The sequence below is a fragment of the Vibrio sp. V39_P1S14PM300 genome (genome assembly GCF_009904765.1).
GTDB lineage: Bacteria > Pseudomonadota > Gammaproteobacteria > Enterobacterales > Vibrionaceae > Vibrio > Vibrio proteolyticus.
Genome location: NZ_WXWP01000309.1, coordinates 1 through 16628, shown reverse-complemented (window position 1 = coordinate 16628; position 16628 = coordinate 1). Strand labels below are relative to the sequence as shown.

The window sequence follows — 16628 nt, the reverse complement described above, 5'->3', positions numbered from 1 at the left end:
AGCAATACCACAACAATCGCGATGATCATCAGCAGCTTTTTTTTGCCGCCGGACGCTTCTGGTGTGATTTCTTCGATAGCCATAATATTCTCTATCTTGTTGTTTTATACAGTCTAAGCGTAATAGCTGATTCCATCACGCTTCAGCGCGACATTCAAATCAAGTTTGGTGTCCGGTTCAAGGTTTTCTTCACCGCCAAAGTCCTGACTGCTGTTACCTTGACCAGATCCTCCGTTTTCACCCGCAGTATAACGGCTCTGTTGCTGGCCGCTGTTTTGTTGCTGTACTGACGTATCCGACAGTTGAACACCCTGCTGAGCAAGCATTTCACGTAACCTTGGCATGGATTGTTCAATCACATCACGCGCCTGATGGTTGTTCACCGTAAAATGGACCGTAGCCTGATCACCGTTCATATTCATGCGGATCTGCATTCGGCCCAGTTCGGGCGGATCGAGGCGGATGTCTACATTTTTGAGGTTCTTTGACATCATCATCTGCACCCGCTCTGCAACTTGGTCACTGGCCATCTCCCGGGACAACTGCAGCGGAGGCTGAGCCTGCTGAGCACCTTCCGTCCGGGTCTGAGACAGAGTATTGCTATTTTGACCGCCAGCCGCTGAGGCGATTTGTTGAGCCAGATTCGCATCTTTTCCGCTGTCTGACTTATCATTCAACCCACTGAGGGCCTTGGCTCCGAGAGCCGCTTGCAACACTGCTTGCCGGGTGGGGACCGAGTGCGAATTCAGTTGCTGCGCCGCCAACAATTGCTGCGCCTGACTCAAATCGGCCGGTATCGACGCAGTGACGGCAGCTTTTTCCGCAGCCTGAGACGCTAATGGCAAGGCTTGGGTAGACGCCGAAGCCGATTGCTGTGCCGGCGATGGCACCGGTTTGTCAGCCTGCGGCGCTGATTCACCATGAGCTTTTACCGTGAGGTTTTTCCCCCAGGCGATGGCCGGCGCTGCCTTTGACTCCTGGCTGTCAGCCTTATCACTCTCTTGAGTGCTCGCCGAGAGTCCCTGAGCCGTTGCTGTCACGGCCTGTGACGATGCTATTAAGGCTTGTTCCGACTCTTCTTTGCTGTCAGAGTCTGGCGCTTGCGCGGTTTGGTTAAGCACTGCGACGTCTGACGAATCTGCCTTCGCTCCACTCATCATCGCGGCTTCAGTGGCGGCCTCATTCGAGCTGCCTTTGCCTGCCTGCGGAGTGTCTGGTTGCGATTCATTCGGTTTTGCGTCTGACGGATGTTCGATAAAGCGCTGCGCTGAAGCTGGCAGAGAGGCCAACACTTCTTCGCTCTCGACACTTGAATCATTGGTCGCCACGTTGTTACCTGAGGCATCCGATGGCATGTTTTCTGTTGCCGGCATGGACTCCGCTTTCACTGTGCCCTTCTCAGGGGGCAACTCTTTGCCGTCTGCGGAGGTAACTTTGAGCGCCTGATTCGACTGATTGAGGCGAGTCAGTAACTCATCGCCTTGCTGCATAGTGGCGTTAACGTCTGGCTCGCTATCACCGCTATTGTGCGCCGTATCCGACAACGACTTGGTGTCTGTCGACTCCGCTTTCGCAGCCGCCTCTGTGTTTGGCTCCAACGCTGGCTCCGAGTCACTTGCTGTACTGACGTCTTGCTCCAGCAGACTATCTGCGCTGTTGGCAGCCACAGCCTGACCATCAGAGGCCGCTTTCAGTTCCCTGTTGGTTACCTGAGGTTCCGTCTCGGATTTGGCGCGGCCTTTTGATTCGCTATCACCGAGCAGCATCGCGGCCAGCTTACTGAAAAAACCACCTTCGGATGCGCCGCTTTCGGTCGCATCGACTGAATCCGTCGTCGCTTTGGGACTTTTCGCTGATTCCGGCACTGGCGTTAAATTCACGTTCATAATCGGGCACTCATTCCATCAGAGTGTTACTCACTCGGGCTATCGACAGCCAAACTGTCGGTTATGATCGGAATGTTTTGCAATTATTACGCCAACAATCAAAACTGTACGCGTTTGCGACTGTAGAGTAAGGTCGAAAACTCATCCATCTGTTTCTGCTCCCTGGCGTCTTGTGCTCGCTGCGCTTCTCGTTGTTTTTTTTCCATCAGCCATTCATAGGAGCGACGCTGTTTACGCGACTCCAACCAGTGCAGCTCGCAACCTTCAACCTGGCCTTTAAAGTGGGTTTCGGCTTGCTTCTGTTTGGACAAGGTTTCATCTAACTGCGTCAGAAAACGATTGAGGTGACTGTACTGGCTGGCGGTGAGCCCTTGCATACCCCGGTCAACCAACTGCTGACAATAATCCAGTCGGTACTGCTCAATTTGCGACAGTTGCTGGTAATATTGGTCAAGTTCACTGCGAGCTTTTGCCAGCGCCAGAGATGCCTGATTTTCACGTTCTTTTGCCTGCTCCAGCAGGAATTCCATCGCGTTATCCATCGACGATTAGCCTCCCTGTAAGATATTTTTCAACATGCTGACACACATCTCGTAAGGCACACTGTCTTTCATTCCCTGTTGCAGATAATCGTCCAAACGCGGTTTGAGGGTAAACGCGCTATCAATGGCCGGATCCGTACCTGGCTTATACGCGCCGATCGAAACCAGATCCTGATTCTTACGGCAAACAGACAACACCTGACGCACGGCTTTGGACATCAGCACATGTTCATCGGTGGTAATTTGTGGCATTACCCGACTGACCGACTTCTCTACATCTATCGCCGGATAGTGCCCGGCGTCGGCCATTTCGCGCGACAACACAATGTGACCGTCAAGAATGGCACGAGAGGCATCGGCGATCGGGTCCTGCAAATCATCACCTTCCGTCAGCACGGTGAAAAAGGCCGTAATCGAGCCCTGGTTGTCGCTGCCATTCCCGGCCCGCTCAACCAGGGCTGGCAATTTGGCAAATACGGAGGGGGGATAGCCTTTCGTCGCAGGCGGCTCACCGACCGACAGCGCGATTTCACGCTGTGCCTGAGCAAAGCGGGTCAATGAATCCATCAGCAACAGTACATCCAATCCCTGATCTCGAAAATATTCGGCGATCGTTAGCGCAGTCTGACAGCCTTTAAGGCGCATCAACGGCGATGCATCCGCCGGAGCGGCCACGACCACTGAACGCTGACGGCCGTCACTGCCAAGGATTTCTTCAATAAATTCTTTTACTTCTCGGCCACGCTCACCAATCAACCCGACCACCACAACCTGCGCCGTGGTACCTCGCGTCATCATCCCAAGCGTCACTGACTTACCGACCCCGGAACCGGCAAACAGGCCAATCCGCTGCCCTTTCCCCACGGTCAGCAGACCGTTGATGGCCTTAAGGCCGACATCCAGAGGTTCGGTGATGGGTTTACGTGCCAATGGATTGATAGGTTCGGCGTTAAATGCCGCGCGCTGAGCCGTATAAATTGGCCCCTGGCCATCCAGTGGGTTACCCACACCATCGATCACCCGCCCAAGCAGTTCCATGCCCACCGGGAGCCCGGCCTCACTGGTTACCGGGGTGACTTTTGCCCCCGGCAGGACACCGGAGATCTGCTCACTTGGCATCAGATAAAGATTATCGCCGGCAAAACCAACCACTTCTGCGTCCATTTCACCGGACATGGTTTCGACCCGGCATAAACTGCCGATCGGGGCACGGCAACCCGTGGCTTCGAGCGTCAGTCCGACGACACGCACCAGTTTACCGGATGCCACCGGACGCGACGTCAGCCCGTGTGTTTTGTAGTGACTGAGACGTTCGGCAAGTGCCAGCACTTATTCGCCTCCCTGATGGCGGTTGGTGCCGCAGAAACTCTGAATCACACTACGAATGCGATCTTCCATACGGTAATTGACACTCGACTCGCCCGCTTCAATCTGCACATCGGCACGATTTAAAGCCGGCTCGGCCACCAGCGTCCAGTTTCTAAATGCCAGTTCTTCTTCGCCGTAAGCGGAACGAATGATCGCCACGTCTTCCGGATGGAGTTTCAGTGTAATCGCATGGCCGGAAATCGGCAGTGCCTCAACCGACTGTTTGATGGTATCGAGGATCACCTGAGGGTTGGTCTGCACTTCAACGTGCACCACTTCTTTAACCAGCGTCAACACCATATCGACCAGTTGCTTTTCCACCTGAGCGTTCATCAGCTCCAGTGGTTGGGCAAATTGATTAGCCAAGCTGACAAACGTCGCCACCTGCTGCTGAATAAATTCTTCGCCCGCGGTCACGCCTTCCGTTTTGCCCAGCTCAAAACCTTCCTGATGGCCCGCTTCAATCCCCTGCTCTTTACCCTTTTCATAGCCTTGTTTGAAACCGGCTTCCTGACCTTGCAGTAAACCTTCCTGATACGCAGATTGACGGATCTGTTCGATCTCTTCTTCGCTGAGCTCGACAGGTTGGGCAATTTCGGGCTCGTCAAAATCCGGCATCCAGCCCGGATCATAATTGAAGGCTGTCTCTTTGGCCTGTTTATTGGCTTCGGCACCGTAGTCAGGCATCCCCCATTTCTGGGCTTGCTCAACTGCTTCGTCTTCATTTAAACGCAGAAAACCGCGCTTTCGTTCAGTCGACATTGTTGCTCCCGTGCATTACCAAGGCGTGAGATTAGAGGAATTCGTCGGCACCGCCAGACAACATCAGTTCGCCGTTGTCGGCCATGCGACGCGCAATCGCCAGCACTTCTTTCTGTGCCGCTTCCACATCCGATACCTTAACCGGCGGCATCGCTTCGAGATCGTCTTTCATCATCTCAGCCGCACGTTTCGACATGTTCTTGAAGATCTTATCGCGCAGTGCATCGTCAGCGCCTTTGAGCGCTTTTTGCAGTACGTCCTGAGGCACATCACGCAGCAGCTTCTGAATACCCTGATCGTCGACTTCTATGAGGTTTTCGAACACAAACATCAAATCCTGAATCTGTGTCGCCATGTCTTCGTCCTGATCGCGGATTTGCTCCATCAGGATGCCTTCGATGTTGTTGTCCAGGTAGTTCATGATCTCGGCTGCGGCTTTCAGGCCGCCAATTTTGGCCGCTTGTGCCCCAGCCTGACCCGCAAACTGTTTCTCCATGATTTCGTTCAGCTCCGCCAGTGCCGATGGCTGTACCTCCTCCAAATTGGCGATACGCATCATCAGATCAAGGCGGACACGTTCAGGGAACTGAGACAGTATTTCGGCAGACTGATCCGCTTCCAGATAGGACAGAACAATGGTTTGGATCTGTGGGTGCTCGTTGAGAATGATGCTGGCAACCTGACGGGGATCCATCCATTTCAATGAATCCAGGCCTTTGGAACCGGTACCGAGCAGGATCTGATCCACCAGATTATTGGCTTTATCTTCACCCAGCGCGGCCACCAGTGCATTGCGCATGAAGTCTTCGCTGCCCATGCCGATGTTGGTGTATTTCTGAATGTCTTCCAGAAATGCCCGATGTACCGCACTGACTTTTCCCTGACTGAGATCATTGGCACGCGCCATCGCGCTACCGACCCGCTGTACCTGCTTCGGTTCAAGGTGGCGAATGATCCCGGCTGCGTCGTCTTCGTTGAGACTCAGCAATAGGATCGCTGCACGTTCTTCGCCTGGAATGGAAGAAATATCAACGCTTTCTTCCGCCACCTGGCCACCGTTTTCTTTCGCTACGATTTCGTTAGGCATCTTTCATCCAGTTTTTCACTACCTGCGCCGCCAGCTCAGGTTCATTCGCTACCAGAGCACGCACCGCTTTCAGCACATCCTCATCTTTATGCAGATTCGGCAAATCGATACTCGATCCAAATTCAAACAGATCACTGCTTTCAATGTCGCTGCCAATCAAGCTGGTTTCGCCGTCAGCACCAATCGGCAGGCCATCCGGTCCGTACGCCTGATCGTCATCGTTGTCGGCAGTTGGGTTGAGCAGTTTCTTCATTGCCGGGCGCACCAACACCAACACAACCACAATGATAACCAGCGCACTGGCGAACCAGCGAACCCAGTCGTTGAAGTTCGGGTGCTCCCAAATCGGCACATCACTCAACTGTGCCACTTCCGGCTCAGCAAACTGCATACTCAGGACGTTGAGTAGATCCCCGCGTCCTTCGTCATAGCCCACCGCTCCGATCAACACCTGACGAATGGCACTGATTTCACTCTCGCTGAGTGGTTGATAAGTCGTTTCGCCACTGTCGGGATTCACAACGGCCCGGTTCTTCACCGCTACCGCCACCGTCTGGCGATTAATCACACCGGTCTGACGACGTTCGTGACTGATGGTGGTGTCCAGCTCAAAGTTGCGGGTGGCTTCTTTGTGCACTGACCCCTGGCCGAGTAAAGAACCGTCTTTCATTTGCGCCACGTCTTGTGGAATCGACGCATCCGCTGGAGGCTGATTACTCAGAGCGCCTGGTACCCCAGCTACGACATTGCCATTGTTATAGTCTTCCAGCGTGTATTCGCTGCGGGTCGATGGCGTATTCGGATCGAAACGCTTACGGGTCTGTTCAACGGCGCTAAAGTCCAGCACCACATCCACTTGCGCGGTGTAGTTACCCAGCCCCAGAATCGGGATCAATACCGAGTCAATTTTCTCACGTAGCGCCTGCTCTTGTTTACGCTCAAGCTCCTGCTCTTTGCGGCGTGCTGCCGAGGCTGGATCCTGAGAGCCAGAGCTGAGCAGACGACCGTGCTGATCGGTGACAGTTATTCGGGTCGGCTTCATGCCCGGAACGGCACTCGCGACCATGTCAACGATCGAATCGACCTCTTCCTGCTTCAGCGTGTTACCGCTTTTCAGCGTCAGAAACACCGACGCCGACGCTTCCTGATTATGGCGCACAAACACACTTTGTTTCGGCAGAGCGAGCAAAACGCGCGCTTTACGCACCTGCTTCATCTCTTCGATGGCTTTGGATAACTGGCGCTCGCGGCTGAGCTTCAAACGCTCCTGTTCAAGACGCTGAGACACACCAAAGCCCATGTCTTGCAACAAAATATCATCGCCCGCCTGAGAGCCTTGGTTCAGGCCCGCACGAACCATATCCAGTTTGAGGTTATTGTATTCACTGGATGCCACCATAACGGTGTTGCCATCCAGTTTATAGGTCAGTTTCTGTTGATCGAGATAATCCAGGATCGGGATCAGCTCTTCGGTCTCATATGCGCCAAGCGGTCGCATCTCTGGCTCTTTGACCCAGAAAAACAGCATCACAATCAATGCCACACAAATGGAGATCGACAACACCAGCACCACCTGACGCAGCAAATCAAGATCGCCGATCGCCATGTCAAATTTGGAGGAGCTTTTCTCGTCCAAATCCGGGTTTTGTGTTTCCATATCAGTCCCCGGGTCAGCCATCAGTGCGTTGTCCGATGCTGAGCCGGTTACAGTAAGATCCGTTGTTTGATTTTCGCCTGCCACAGAAGATACCTAAAAAGTTAAACCGGCATGTTCATCAGTTCTTTGTACGCTTCAACCAGTTTGTTGCGTACCTGAATCGTCGCTTCGAATGCGACACTGGATTTGTTACGAGCAATCATGACATCCGACAGCGACACGCCTTCATCACCCCGATCAAAGCGCATCTGCAAGTCGCCGGAGGTTTTCTGCAGTCCGTTGACGTTATTGATCGCACGGCTCAGCATATCGCCAAAATCAGCCCCAACCTTGTGTCCGGTTGGCGCCGCCTGGGTGTTGCCAGCTTCCAGCATCATTGCCTGCATTTCGGCTTGTAGACCGTCAATTCTCATGGCTACCTCTTGATGTCAACTGTTTGACTTACTCGTATTTTTGTAGATTAAAGCAATTAATATGCCACTCAGTGGCACATTATTAGCCCGGAATTTCAATGCCGGCATCTCGCATTTTCGCCAGCTTGTAGCGCAGCGTACGCGGGCTGATCCCCAGCTTTTCTGCCATTTCTTTGCGACGTCCGTGGCACTCTTCCAGCGTTTCGAGAATGATGGCATATTCCTGGTCACGAAGCTCGTTACCTAGCCCCGAATTGCCGACTAGGCCACGTGAAATCTCTTTTTGCGCCAACGGCTTCACATCCGGGACCAGAGTTTCACCTGACTCAACCACGTGCTGAAAACTGCTGGCATCCTGCCAGTCGATCCCTTCCAACAAAATATGCTCTGCGCGAATATCACCACTTTCACTCAAGATAAGAGCGCGCTGCACAACGTTGTCCAGCTCGCGAACATTTCCCGGCCATGGATACGCCATCAATTTATCAACGGCCGCGTCGCTGATATTCGGCACCGCCATCCCCAATTTCGAGCAGTGGCGCTCAATCAGGTGATACGTCAGTGGTTCAATGTCACCGATCCGCTCGCACAGTGCTGGCCAGGCAATTGGGAACACGTTCAGCCGGTAGTACAAATCCTCGCGGAAATGGCCTTCTTGCACATACAGCTTAAGATCCCGGTTACTGGTGGCTAGGACGCGGACATCGAGCTTGATGCTCTTACGGCTCCCCAGACGTTCCACTTCCCGCTCCTGCAGTACACGCAGCAGTTTCGCTTGCAGGCTCAAATCCATCTCACTGATTTCATCGAGCAGAATCGTGCCGCCCTGGGCTTGTTCAAATTTGCCCGGACACGCCTGAACCGCGCCGGTAAAGGCCCCTTTTTCATAACCAAACAGGGTGGCTTCCAGCATGTTGTCTGGAATCGCGGCGCAGTTGATTGCGATAAACGGGCCGTCTTTACGATTTGACGCATTGTGAATGTAACGAGACATCACCTCTTTACCCGACCCACTCGGGCCAAGCACCATGACACTGGCGTCTGTTTTGGCAACTTTGTCCGCCAAGGCCAGCAACTTAAGGCTCTTCTCGTCCGCGACCACGGCATCTCCGTTGTCGTCAGACTTGACAGGTGCATAGCGACTGACCATGTTCAGCAGCACTTCGGGAGCAAAAGGTTTGGCCATGTAATCAATGGCACCGTCTTTCATCGCCGACACTGCATCTTCAATGTTCGCGTAAGCTGTCATGAGTAACACCGGCAGATTTGGCCAGTTTTGTTTGATGGTGCGCAGCAGCGCTAAACCGCCCATCCCAGCCATCTGCACATCGGAGACCACAATATCAACCGAATGGGTTTTCAGCTTGAGCAGCGCGTCTTCGGCACAGTCGGCCTCCAACCACTCGTAGCCAGCCAGTGCCAGCGTATCCACCAGCGCCTCACGCAGACCTTCATCATCTTCAACGATTAAGACTTTGCTCTGAGCCATTATTGTTCTCCGTTGTTCATTGCCTGAGACGGCGCGTCACTGCGTTGCAGCGGAATACACATGGTAAAACACGCACCATCGCCTTGTTCTGAAATCAGTTCCAGCCGCCCTTCGTGAGCGCGGCATACCATCTGAACCACCGCCAGTCCAAGGCCTGTACCTTGTGAGCGGGTAGTAAAAAACGGTTCCATAATTTTTTGCTGAAGCTCTTTCGCCACTCCGGGTCCGTTATCTTGCACGGAGATTTTCAGCTCGCCGTTCACCGGGCGGAAAAACACATCTATCTGCGCCTGTTTTCCGGCAATCTGAATGGCATTTAACACAAGATTGCTCAGCGCCGATGCGATCGCATTGGCGTTCCCCAGCAGTTCAGTATGCTCTTCTTCCACTTCCTGGAAAAAGTCGATGTGGTTATTCTTTAACGCCGTTTCGATCATAGGCATGAATTCGGTGACCAGTTCTGCAATGGTAAACGGCTTGATCACCTTGTTGTCACCACCTTTGGCAAACAACAGCATGTCGTTGACCTGTTTTTCCAAGTCATGCAACCGATCCATTAATTTGGTCTGAAAACGCTCACGTGTCGCAGACGGCAGATTTGGCGCCCCGAGGTTCGAGGCGTAAAGCATCGCGCTGGATAACGGCGTTCTCACCTGATGCGCCAGTGATGCAACCATGCGCCCCAGCGACGACAAACGTTGCAGATCGCTCACGCGCGATTGCAGCAACCGGGTTTCCGTCAGGTCAGTGATCAAAATCAGTTGCCCAGTCGCGGAAGCAGAGATAGCCAAACGTACTTTACGTCCGTTCCGCAATGACACTTCGTGACCATCGTCTTCTTTAGGGGCAAACGCCGCCTGAATAATGGTAAACCAGCGCTCCCCCAGCAGTGGCACTTCCAAGATGCGACTCGCTTCCGGATTGGCTTCGCGAACCACGCCTTGAGTATCAAGCAGAATGACCCCCGCCGGCATGACATCCAATACCTGTTTGTAACGCTCGACCTGATCTTCTAATGAATCAAGATGTGACTGATTTTCCATAGTCTCCGCTGACGCCATGTCGTTTTTCTGCCTTTTAAAACCACAAAAGCCTGACATGCATAAAGCATACCAGGCTTTTAATTATGTTTTTCAACAACTTAACCCAATGACAAGATCTTGGCACTGGCAAAATGTCGATCTTTTAACGCTGCAAATTGTATTTACGCATCTTTTCAACCAGTGTGGTTCGACGCATCCCGAGCATGTCCGCCGCACGGGCAACGATGCCTCCCTGCGCTTCAAGTGCCTGGCTTATCATGTTTACTTCCAAATCCGCCAGCATCTCTTTGAGGTTAACCCCTTCCGGTGGCAGCGCCTGTGGCGCGTCGGCGTTATCCTGAAAATGCTCCACATCATCCAAACTAAAGCTGTCAGAAAACAGATCCGCCAACACGTCTCGCTCCTGCTCTTCCACCGACGCGAAACCGGCGTGTTCAGGCTGAAACTCAGGAATATCACTGTAACGGTATTTGGTTGGCAGGTGATTGACATCCACCAGACTGTTTGGATACAGGATGATCATCCGTTCAACTAGGTTGGCCAGTTCACGAACGTTGCCTGGCCAGTTGTGTTCCATCAATGAGTTGATCGCGCGTGGCGTAAAGCAGATTGGCTGACCGCCCTCTGCCTCCATCCGTGTCATCAATTCCTGCAACAGCAGTGGGATGTCTTCTTTACGTTCACGCAGTGCCGGCATTTCAATCGGGAATACATTCAGCCGATAGTACAGATCTTCGCGGAACTGTTGATCGGTGATCATGGTTTCCAGATTGCGGTGAGTGGCCGCAATGACACGGACGTTAACGCTGACCGTGGTATTACCGCCAACCCGTTCAAAACAGCGCTCCTGAAGAACGCGCAGTAGTTTCACCTGCATCGGCAATGGCATATCACCAATTTCATCGAGGAACAGCGTGCCGCCTTCTGCCAATTCAAAACGTCCTTTGCGCGCGGTTATTGCGCCAGTAAACGCCCCTTTTTCGTGGCCGAACAGCTCGCTTTCCAGCAAATCAGGTGGAATTGCGCCACAGTTGATCGGCACAAACGGCCCGCCTCGGCGTGAACTGTGATAATGGATGTTGCGTGCGACAACTTCTTTGCCCGTCCCGGACTCGCCCAGGATGAGTACATTGGCTTCGGTAGATGACACTTGTTCAATCAGGTGACGCACTTCCTGGATGCCACGACTTTGGCCAACCAAGCTGCGGAACAAAGTATTTTTACGTGTGCCCGGAAACGCCTGGATCCCTTTGCGCCCCAAGAAATCTTTACAGTGGCGCAGTGCTTCACTCAGTTGCGGGTAATTTAGAGGAAACTCCAGTTCGCCCACGTATTGTGGGTAGTCTTCCACTGGATAGAAATGCTTACCGGCGATGAGCAGAGGGATATGATTGGCCGAAACGAGTTTTGCGCACAGGTTTGCAGGCAGTTTTCCGCCCTGAATGGAGCCAACAATGCAGCCTGCCCAGATCTTCGACCAATTTTGATCGTCGATCTGCGCTGAAGAGATCACTTCACACTGTTCTCCGACAAATTCTAAAATTGTGCTCAAATTGATGCGCAGTTGTGCGTCATCTTCAATTACGAGCAATTTTGCTAAACCTTGCATGGGTGAGAATGATTGCCTTCATCTGAATGGTTGTCGCCAAAAATTATATACTTATGCCAGTTCCCTTGGTCAGGAATCTCTTGTTTAACGATAGTCGATTTACATAACTCGGCAACAAAAAAAGCCACTAGGCTAGTTAGTGGCTTCTATTCTATTTAGATATATAGGAGATGGCAACCAAGCAATCAGTTGGTGTGACCTTAGTGGAAACTTTGCTTAAGCAACTATATGCCTACTTCGTTTGCCGTCAGATTGTGATATTCCGCCGGGATTTGATCCCAGGCCGATTTGATTTCACGAATGATCTCAATCACATCATCCAGAAGTTGAGGATCATTCTGGTGATTAGCAGCAGCGATCTGGGTGATCATGAATTCATACAGCTGATCCAAGTTCTGAGCGATCTCACCGCCATCGTCCATCGACAGGCAGCTGCGCAGGCTGATGATGATATCCAGCGCTTTCCCCAGGCGTTCCCCTTTAGATGGAATGTTGCCCTGTTCCATGGCCGCTTTCCCTTGGATCAGGCGCTCAATCGCCCCCGCCATCAGCATCTGAACCACCTTATGCGGGGAAGCTGCACTCAGCTGGCTATCAACCGATACCTTTTTGTAAGCCTGTAACGAGCCACGCATAACTACCTCTTTATAAAAATCTTTTGTACTGTTGGACCGATTTGTTACCGTGCCGGTAACGCCTCAGTGTTTCACCGATTTGGGCAGTTTTTGATTGCATGAGTTCAACCAGCGCTGCGGTTTCCGCAACGGCCGCCTGCCACTCCTGACTGCGTGCCCAATCGGGATGAATGTCGATATAGTTCAACAGCGTTTGCAATATCTGTTCCCTGTTATCGACCAGGCGCTGGATTTCTTCATGCTCGATCTCATCGGCCACCAACGCTTGTTTTATTTTGTGATTCAGATCACTCAATTGAATCAGAGTCTGCTCCATAGGCTTATCCCAGCGCGTTCATCATACCGGCCAATTGTGATTGCATTTTGCTGGTGGCATCCTGCATGGCTGAGAATTTAGCGTGTGTCCGCTGCTCTAGACTCGACATCCGGCGATCCAGTGCCGCCTGATCATCCTGCAGGCGGTAGTTTTGTTCCGTCAGGCTTTTCTCCCGGTTGCGTATGGAGCCCGTAATGCCGGTCATCCCCTGAATCGCGTCTTCCATCTTTTTGGCAAATCCCTGATTGCCCCCAAAGAAGCCTGCCAACTGATTGAAGTTGTTATTCAACTGACGGTCAAGCAGGTCATGGTTGATTTCCAGGGTGCCTTGCCGGGTAGTAGTGATGCCAAATTCCGTCAGAGACTGTAATCCCGGCGGCGCCTGCTCGATTCGTGAACCGATCACAGACTTAAGCCGTGACTCGGCGCTGCGGACAATACTGTCACCGGATAACGGCCCAGCCGACCCTGTTCTCGGGTCAACTCCACCCAGATCTTTGGATACCTGGTAAAACTGGTTGTATGAACTCACAAACTGTTCGATGTAGTTGCGTACCCGATCACGGTCGTACTCAATGTCGATTTCAGACGCGACCTGATCCGGCTTCGAACGGCCTTTAAGAGTCAAATCGACACCGTCGATAGCGTCTTCGATCACATTGTTGTGACTCGACAGTTCGGCCACACCATCCAGAATGACTCTGGAATCCTGCGCAGCTTGCACCTGAATCATGCCACGGTAGCCATCAAATGACGCCTGCGCCGCTTCAAGATCAGCCTGAGCCTGCTCTACTTTCTCCAGATAAGCGCGCTCTTCCGGCGCCATTTTGGCCCGTTCCAGTTGCTTCGCCTGTTCCGGCGTCATTTTGCCGCTGGCAATCGCGGCTTCGATTGCAGCCTGCTCATCGGCCAGCTTTTTATCCAGCTTAGCCTGCGCCTCTTGAGGCGTGACATACGAGTCAGTCAGGGTGCCAGAGGCGGTATTGCTCCAGCCTGGAACATCTTTCGATTTTTCTTTGGCTTTCTGATCCAGTTCAGGTTCAGGTTCCCAATAGGAATCGAGCAGGGTGCCGGAGGCGGTTTCAGTCCAGCCCGGAATGCGATCTTCTGGCTTGATGTATCTCTGACTGGCCTGCTCTGCAGCTTGCAGCTCAGCACCGGAGACGTCCGCATCCGGACTCTTTGGCTGACCGCCATTAGGATCCACTTTGCTGACTTCCTGAGCAACGTCATCCGCCAATTCCTGATCAACATTTTTGGCGGCGTAAGCAATGCGTTCCGCGACTTCGGTCGCCAGCGCTTTCTGCTCTGCGGATAGCGGTGCGATCAGCTCCTGTGCCGCAGCACGGGCCTTTTCGATATCTCGCACCCGCGCTTCCAGCGTTTTGTATTCGAGTTTCTTGAGAGGGTCATTCGGTGACTGGGATTGAGCACTGATACTCAGGGCGTTGTCTTTGCCCGACTTGTTGGCTGCAACGATCAATCGCGGACCTTCGACATCATTGATGACCGAGGCTCTGACTCCCGGGTTGCTTTTCTCGTTATTGATGCTGCGGACAACATCAATCAACTTTGAATTCTGTTGGACATCAATTGTGAATGATTTGTTTCCCAGCCCGATCTGCAGCTTGCCCGGGCCAAATTTGGCGTCTTGCGCTAATACGTTAGACGCCACTTTATGGCTTTGAGCAAGCTGCAACACATCGACTGCATATCGACCTGCGATTGCATCTGTCGTTGCGGTGGCTGAGACTACAGAATCATCTGTGGTTTCGACTTTTCGAGCGGCAAACGCTTTCTCCTGACGAAAGTTCATCATCAGGTTTTTCATCGTATCCAACGACTCTCTGAGTCGCCCATAGGCACTGATACTGGCATCATTGTCCGCGCGCTCGTTATCAATGCGCTGCTGTTTGGGAACACGCTCCGCATCGACAACTTTGCTGACAATGGAATTAATGTCCATGCCAGAATTCATACCCAATGGGCCTAAACTCATCAAATCACCTCAAAAATACGACTTAAACCTTATCGACCAGTATCCCACCGGTCGAATATCGGCTGGTTTGCTCTCTCAGGCGCCTGAGCACCTCAAGCATCTCCTCATCCGGTATCTGACGAATAATATCGCCAGTACTGGCATCATAAATAGTGACGACGTCCCTGCCCGATTCTTCATCGACCCGAAATGAGAGCCCGGTATTGATGGAGGAGATAAATTCGTTCATCTGCTCCACCATCCGTTCACGATGTTCCTTGTCCAGCCGTTGCCGCTCCTGAGCCATTTCCATGATCGACTGTGACGGCTTAACCTGAACCCGGGCTAACTCTGACGCGTTGCTACTCTCTGACTGAGTGGAAAGACGCTGAGCATTGTCGTTTTCCGAAGCAATTTTAGTGCCACTTTGTGAGCCGTAAGGCTGGATGTTCGATGTGTAGGATGGTATTTCCATAACAATCTCCCTTCCACCTTATAGGTTAGCAATTCAATGCTGCCCGATAAGCTCCTGACGAAACCTATCGATTAACCTAATAAGCTAAGTGCGGCAGATGGTGACTGCTTCGCCTGCGCCAGAACGGAAGTACTCGCCTGCTGAAGAATTTGCGACTTCGTCATTGCCGTCGTTTCTTTCGCGTAGTCAGTGTCCAAGATACGGCTGCGAGACGCATTCACGTTCTCGTTGATGTTATCCAGGTTGCTGATCGCGTGGCTAAAGCGGTTCTGGAAAGCCCCCAGAGACGCACGTTGGCTGTCCACTGACTTCAACGCACCATCGATGACGGCAACCGCTTCTTGCGAGCCTGCCACAGATGACACATCAATGTTTGCCACAGTAACGTCCTGCGCAGCACCAAAGCCGATGTCTGTACCCAGACCACCACCAATGGTGACGTCGCCGTCTACTTTCTGGCTGGACGCAAACAGTTGCAGCTTGCCTTCTTCACCCACGGATGCTTTGACATCTGACGTCTGACCGTTGATGTAAGTGGCCAATTGCTCCAGATCATCGCCTTCTTTGGCGTTGATGGTGACATTCTGCGCATTACCGTCTTTATCGGTGTAACTCAGTGTCATGTCGGTCGTACCGGCCTGAACGGTCCAATCCGCCGCTTTACCAGTCCCTGCCACATAGCTTTTACCGCCCATGTCACTGGTATCTGAACGCATGTTAGTCAGCGACAGCATCACTGCTTCCCCTGAGTCAGCACCGATCTGGAATGACTGGCTGCCAAACGTACCATTCAGCAGTTTGTTGCCACCAAAAGACGTCGTTTCAGCAATACGGTTTAGCTCGTCATTCAGCGCCGATACCTCTTCCTGAATCGCAACGCGTTCAGATTTAGAGTTGGAACCGTTCGACGATTGCAACGCCAAATCACGCATACGTTGCAGAATATTGGTCGATTCGTTCATCGCCCCTTCTGCGGTTTGCGCAATAGAGATACCGTCGTTGGCGTTTTTGACCGCCATATCCAGACCACGGCTTTGTGAAGTCAGTCGGTTTGAAATCTGCAAACCTGCAGCGTCATCACGCGCACTGTTGATTTTGTACCCTGAAGACAGACGCTCCATGGATTTCTGAGCTCCGTCAGCAGCGCTGTTCAGGTAACGCTGTGCGGTCATCGCAGATACGTTCGTATTTACGTTTATTGCCATTGTTTGATCTCCTAAGGCATTTGGATTGATGCGCTCCAGCAGCTCTCACCCCACTTCGGCACATCTCATTTCTCTCAGTCCTGTAACGGCGAGATAAACTTTAGCTTTAGGAAAAAAACGATTTTTTTTTAATTAATTTGCCGCCACCGTAAAATATATGCGC

General features: G+C 52.4%; 15 protein-coding genes. All 15 read right to left on the bottom strand.

Features of this window, described 5'->3' with window-relative positions; all coding sequences use genetic code 11:
• Positions 1–113: 113 nt before the first annotated feature.
• Positions 114–1886 (bottom strand): flagellar hook-length control protein FliK, encoded by a 1773-nt coding sequence (locus CAG65_RS15855; RefSeq protein ID WP_161454259.1) that lies wholly within the window; start codon positions 1884–1886, stop codon positions 114–116.
• A 98-nt stretch (positions 1887–1984) separates the two neighbouring features.
• Positions 1985–2428 carry a flagellar export protein FliJ gene (gene fliJ, locus CAG65_RS15850; RefSeq protein WP_021704347.1) on the bottom strand — a complete coding sequence of 148 codons (444 nt, stop codon included), beginning with the start codon at positions 2426–2428 and terminating at the stop codon, positions 1985–1987.
• A 6-nt stretch (positions 2429–2434) separates the two neighbouring features.
• Positions 2435–3757 (bottom strand): flagellar protein export ATPase FliI, encoded by a 1323-nt coding sequence (gene fliI / locus CAG65_RS15845; protein WP_021704348.1) that lies wholly within the window; start codon positions 3755–3757, stop codon positions 2435–2437.
• Complete coding sequence (gene fliH / locus CAG65_RS15840) at positions 3758–4558, bottom strand: flagellar assembly protein FliH (RefSeq protein WP_021704349.1); 801 nt, start codon at positions 4556–4558, stop codon at positions 3758–3760.
• Positions 4559–4589: 31 nt separating this feature from the next.
• Positions 4590–5645, bottom strand: a complete 1056-nt coding sequence (fliG, locus tag CAG65_RS15835; protein ID WP_021704350.1) for a flagellar motor switch protein FliG — start codon at positions 5643–5645, stop codon at positions 4590–4592.
• Entirely contained in the window at positions 5638–7386 is a 1749-nt protein-coding gene (gene fliF, locus CAG65_RS15830; protein ID WP_161454258.1) for a flagellar basal-body MS-ring/collar protein FliF, read from the bottom strand. Before fliF ends, fliG begins: the two co-directional genes overlap by 8 nt.
• A gap of 17 nt (positions 7387–7403) precedes the next feature.
• Positions 7404–7715 (bottom strand): flagellar hook-basal body complex protein FliE, encoded by a 312-nt coding sequence (gene fliE, locus CAG65_RS15825; RefSeq protein WP_021704352.1) that lies wholly within the window; start codon positions 7713–7715, stop codon positions 7404–7406.
• 82 nt (positions 7716–7797) lie between these two features.
• Entirely contained in the window at positions 7798–9204 is a 1407-nt protein-coding gene (locus CAG65_RS15820) for a sigma-54-dependent transcriptional regulator (protein ID WP_021704353.1), read from the bottom strand.
• Complete coding sequence (locus tag CAG65_RS15815; RefSeq protein WP_443084061.1) at positions 9204–10247, bottom strand: sensor histidine kinase; 1044 nt, start codon at positions 10245–10247, stop codon at positions 9204–9206. The genes CAG65_RS15820 and CAG65_RS15815 overlap by 1 nt, the downstream gene beginning before the upstream one ends.
• 142 nt (positions 10248–10389) lie before the next feature.
• A complete protein-coding gene (locus CAG65_RS15810) occupies positions 10390–11856 on the bottom strand; it encodes a sigma-54 dependent transcriptional regulator (protein WP_161454257.1) in 1467 nt (488 codons plus the stop codon).
• 224 nt (positions 11857–12080) lie between these two features.
• A complete protein-coding gene (fliS, locus tag CAG65_RS15805; protein WP_021704357.1) occupies positions 12081–12491 on the bottom strand; it encodes a flagellar export chaperone FliS in 411 nt (136 codons plus the stop codon).
• 10 nt (positions 12492–12501) lie between these two features.
• The gene (locus CAG65_RS15800) at positions 12502–12807 is read right to left on the bottom strand and encodes a flagellar protein FliT (protein ID WP_021704358.1); all 306 of its coding nucleotides are present in this window, start codon (positions 12805–12807) and stop codon (positions 12502–12504) included.
• 4 nt (positions 12808–12811) lie between these two features.
• The gene (fliD, locus tag CAG65_RS15795; protein ID WP_021704359.1) at positions 12812–14806 is read right to left on the bottom strand and encodes a flagellar filament capping protein FliD; all 1995 of its coding nucleotides are present in this window, start codon (positions 14804–14806) and stop codon (positions 12812–12814) included.
• 22 nt (positions 14807–14828) lie between these two features.
• Entirely contained in the window at positions 14829–15260 is a 432-nt protein-coding gene (gene flaG / locus CAG65_RS15790; protein WP_021704360.1) for a flagellar protein FlaG, read from the bottom strand.
• 71 nt (positions 15261–15331) lie between these two features.
• Positions 15332–16465: a flagellin gene (locus CAG65_RS15785; protein WP_021704361.1), complete on the bottom strand. Its 1134-nt coding sequence runs from the start codon at positions 16463–16465 to the stop codon at positions 15332–15334.
• Positions 16466–16628: the final 163 nt, after the last annotated feature.